At 65.9% G+C, this 3799-nt stretch carries 5 protein-coding genes; 4 read left to right on the plus strand and 1 reads right to left on the minus strand.

The genetic code is table 11. From position 1 onward, the window contains the following. Nucleotides 1-166 (plus strand): DNA primase (locus tag VM681_01995; GenBank protein HVL86772.1); only part of this gene is annotated, 166 nt, incomplete at its 5' end. 120 nt (nt 167-286) lie between these two features. Here VM681_01995 and VM681_02000 read toward each other — a convergent pair. Further along, the gene (locus VM681_02000; protein HVL86773.1) at nt 287-1870 is read right to left on the minus strand and encodes a hypothetical protein; all 1584 of its coding nucleotides are present in this window, start codon (nt 1868-1870) and stop codon (nt 287-289) included. Between the two features lie 65 nt (nt 1871-1935). On the opposite strand from VM681_02000, the gene VM681_02005 reads away from it, so the two are divergent. From VM681_02005 to VM681_02015, 3 genes are all read left to right on the plus strand, one after another. After that, nucleotides 1936-2130: a hypothetical protein gene (locus VM681_02005; GenBank protein HVL86774.1), complete on the plus strand. Its 195-nt coding sequence runs from the start codon at nt 1936-1938 to the stop codon at nt 2128-2130. Nucleotides 2131-2226: 96 nt separating this feature from the next. Continuing rightward, nucleotides 2227-3381, plus strand: coding sequence for a fibronectin type III domain-containing protein (locus VM681_02010; GenBank protein ID HVL86775.1), 1155 nt, complete (start codon nt 2227-2229; stop codon nt 3379-3381). A gap of 53 nt (nt 3382-3434) precedes the next feature. Beyond that, on the plus strand, nt 3435-3799 hold a 365-nt coding region (locus VM681_02015), incomplete at its 3' end, for a hypothetical protein (protein ID HVL86776.1).

A 3799-nucleotide genomic window follows, 5' to 3' on the forward strand; every position in this document is an offset into this window, starting at 1 on the left:
CGAGGCCGTCCACGCGGTCGTCTTCGACGGCGTGATCACGCAGCGACTCCTCGACATCGCAAGCGAGAAGGGCATCGCGACGCTCGTCGGCGTGAAGACCGGCAACATCACGAAGAAGCCCGGCAACGTCGAGGTCGTGACGCGAGCCGAGCTCGAGCGGGCGTAGACGGGGGTTTCGGGGGGCGAAAGCCCCCCACCCGCGCCTCGCCAAGGGGCACGGCAGGGAAGGAAAAAGAGTGCGGCCTGGGAGATCCGTCTCCACCAGCGAACAGTTGTGCCTATCCCGCTAGGTGCCCGGAAGCAAGGACTGAATCTGCTCCAGGCAAGCATTCTCGTCCTCGCAGTCGTGCCCGCGGGCGTAGGTTGCGCGTGGGTTCGCGCCTACGGCGATGCTTTGTCCCGGGCCCCAGTAGCCATCGTTGAAGCCGGGGCCGCTATTGTAGAGGTCGGCTCCGCCTAGGTCGAAAAAGAACGCTAGGCCATTGGGTAGCACCGGCGTGGAACCGCGACCGAAGGATGTTGTCGTGAGGTCGTAACGATCGGAGCCCCGGCGATCTATGAGAATGGCCGTCCCACCGCCGTTCGAGACGAAACCTTGGCTTCCGGTTGGGCTGACGTAGTAATCGTCGCCATCGGCGTCAAAAAGGATCGCCGTTCCCTGCTGCGTCGCAACTGCCTGACCATTACCTACCGTGTTGCGATAAATGTCGTTTCCGGCACGATCCATTAAAATCGCCACGGCTTGGCTACCGGCATAGCCCTGGCACCCGGACGAGCATTGGAACGTATCGTTGCCGTGGCGGTCCCTCAGAATTGCCACGCCGCCGCCGGCTCGAACCTGGCCGGTTCCGCCATTGTACGTTTCGTTGCCTGCTTCGTCGTAGAGCATTCCGATTCCGCTTGCGCCTACGGCTTGGCTTGTGGAATAGACGTCGTTGCCCTGTGCCAGATCGATCGAGAGAGATATGCGAGCGAACGTGCCGAGCACAGGGAAAACCGCCGATCCGGCGCCGTTTGCGTAGCGGTCGGCCCCGCCCAGGTCAAGCGTGAGAATCGTCCCACCGGGCGCGTAGCAGTTGTCTCCTTCGTGTCCGATGCGGACCAGTTTTTCGGGTAGGTTTTCGCCCCAGGGGGGCGTGCCGGGTCCGTTGTCCCAGCAGGGTTGGGCGATGAGGTCGTCGACAAGTTGCGTGACGTTTGGCGGGGACTGCTCCGTGCGTTCGAACGCAAGTCGGGGAGGTTCTAGGTAGTTGGGGTCTTCGGGGCTGATCCACTTGGAATTGGCTTTCAATCGTGGAATCTGTTGTTCGATCGTGTCGGCAAGCAGGATCGAGCAGGCCACGACGCGCGCCATGTCCACGCGCTCCACGATTTGGTTCCTGCGTTCGTCGGCCGGCGTGAGCTGCGCGTCGTTCATGCTTGTTTCAACGAACCAGGCGTGATCCTCGGCGGATACCTCTTTCCATGCCAGCCGAACTTGCAAGTCGCAAAAGTTGATCGTCGACAAGAGCGCGCCCGCTGCCAATTGCACGTGAAACGGGAGCTTTCCGACTTCGGATAGGACGAGGGTCCGCTCGCTTCGCGACAATGGAACGCCCAGTTGCGCGTACGTGTCGAGCATGGCCGCAGCCAAGGACTTGTGAACTGGCGGCGCAAGATCGACAACGTCGAAAGAGCCCATGGAACGCGCGATCTTCAGGACGTCGGAGATGCGAGACGCTTCGGACAGGGACAGAAGCTCTGCGATGGCGGCAGCGGCGACCGGTTGGGTCATCGAAGGGACGGCCGCCGGCGCCAACGGTGCCCAAGCGCCAACTGCAAGGCATGCGGCCAAAAGAAGCGCCAACCAGCTTTTCCCCAAGCGTCGCACCAGCGCGGAAAGCGTGCTAGGGGGCTTAAATGTTCTACGCAGATCGTCTCCAATTCTTGGCGACGATGCGCGGAAGAACGAATTCGCGAGAGACCGAGGCCGTCCACGCGGTCGTCTTCGACGGCGTGATCACGCAGCGGCTCCTCGACATCGCAAGCGAGAAGGGCATCGCGACGCTCGTCGGCGTGAAGACCGGCAACATCACGAAGAAGCCCGGCAACGTCGAGGTCGTGACGCGAGCCGAGCTCGAGCGGGCGTAGACGGGGGCCGCGGCCTCCGGCCGGTCATTCGACTAGGCAAGACCGACAAAGCATAAGAGGAGGCGGGCGCGATGAGCGCCCGGAGGCTTCCTCACGATGCGTCCGGCTCCCCGTCCAGCCCTGCGGCAAGCAACGGTCGTCCTCCTCGTCGCCGCGTTTGTGGCGGGGGGCTTACCCGTCGCCGCCCAGGCGCCCGCGCCTGCGCTTCCCGGCGCGCCGCTGGACCTTGCCGCCAAGCGGGGACCCGGCGAAGGCGTCGTGACGCTGGGGTGGTCGGCCCCCGCCGACGGTGGAGACTCCGTCACGCACTACCGGATCTACCGCTTGGCCGGCGACGCATCTGCCACCCTCGTCGGGACTTCGGCGACGCCGACCTTTGCGCACGCGGGCTTGTCGCCCGGCTCGTCGCACACGTACCGCGTATCGGCGGTGAACGCGTCGGGCGAAGGTCCCATGAGCGATCCCGTGACCGGTCATACTTGGCCGGCCCTCTCCGACGCCCTCGTCCGTCCCGGCGTCCAGATCTGGACCGAGGGCAAGGGCTGGTGCACGACAAACTTCGTCTTCCACAGCCCGGTCACGCGCAAGCTTTACATCGGCACGGCCGGCCACTGCGTCGACCACGCCATCGGCGCGAACGTCCATCTACCGTCCGCGCTCATGTACCACACGAGCCGCGTCGATGGCAACCGGGGCCCGGTGTTTGGCAAGGTCGCCTACTCGAGCTTCCTCCACGAGAACGTCTCGACGGCCCCCTGCTTTAGCGTCCTTGGCACGCCGGTGCCCGGCCTCAGCTGCGCCGTGGGCAACGGCAACCGCGCCAACGACTTCGCCCTCGTCGAGATCCTGCCCGCCTGGGAGGGCCTCGTTCACCCGGCCGTCCTCCACTTCGGCGGGCCCACCGCCGTCGTTCATCCCCTCGACGTCCCCGTTCTGACGGAGGTCGTGTCCTACGGCAACTCGCCCCTTCGCGCTGGCCTTGAGCCCACAAGCCCCAAGCGCGGCTTCGTCACGGGCCGCACGGCCGATTCCTGGACGGTCCAGATCTACACCGTTTCGCCGGGCGTCCCGGGCGACTCGGGAAGCAACCTCCTGCTCGCCGACGGACGCGCGCTTGGCATCGTCGTCACGTTGGCGTTCGCGCCGCTTGCCGGCTCCAACGGCGTGACGAGCCTCGCCCGCGCGCTCGAGTATGCCGAGGGCCGGACCGGTTGGCAGATCGAGCTTCAGACCTGGGACCGGCTCGTCTAGCCGGCCGCCTGTCTCCCGAAAGCCTCAAGGGGTTCGCGCAGGGTCGCCCCGCCATGGGCGCCCTCCGGAAGGCCCGCTCGCACCCGCGCGTGCACGCGTACGAACACGACGGCGAGGCCCGCGTGGCCGCGCCGATCCATGCGCGTTGGTACTCGCAGCGCGGCATTCTCGAGCTCAACGAGCGGCTCCGTTCGCCCCCCGTGGCGCTGAAGTTCAAGGCGATGGCCCGCGAACTGCCCGCGATCCGTCGCGGCCGCCTCACCGCCGAGGCCCTCGCGCTCACGCGCGAGCTCATGACCGAACTCTACCGCAGGACCGAGCGCCTGGTGGACGCGCACCTTCGCAACTATCCGTTGCCGGAGCTGGACTCCGAGCTCTTTGCAAGCCCCGTGGGCCGCCGCGCAAGCGAGCGCTACCT

It is taken from the genome of Candidatus Thermoplasmatota archaeon (assembly GCA_035541015.1).
Taxonomy (GTDB): Archaea; Thermoplasmatota; SW-10-69-26; order JACQPN01; family JAIVGT01; genus DATLFM01.

Bases quoted from the DNA above. Each gene is read 5' to 3' on its own strand.
- VM681_02005 (HVL86774.1), top strand. From the start codon at position 1,936: ATGCGCGGAAGAACGAATTCGCGAGAGACCGAGGCCGTCCACGCGGTC.
- VM681_02010 (HVL86775.1), top strand. From the start codon at position 2,227: ATGCGTCCGGCTCCCCGTCCAGCCCTGCGGCAAGCAACGGTCGTCCTC.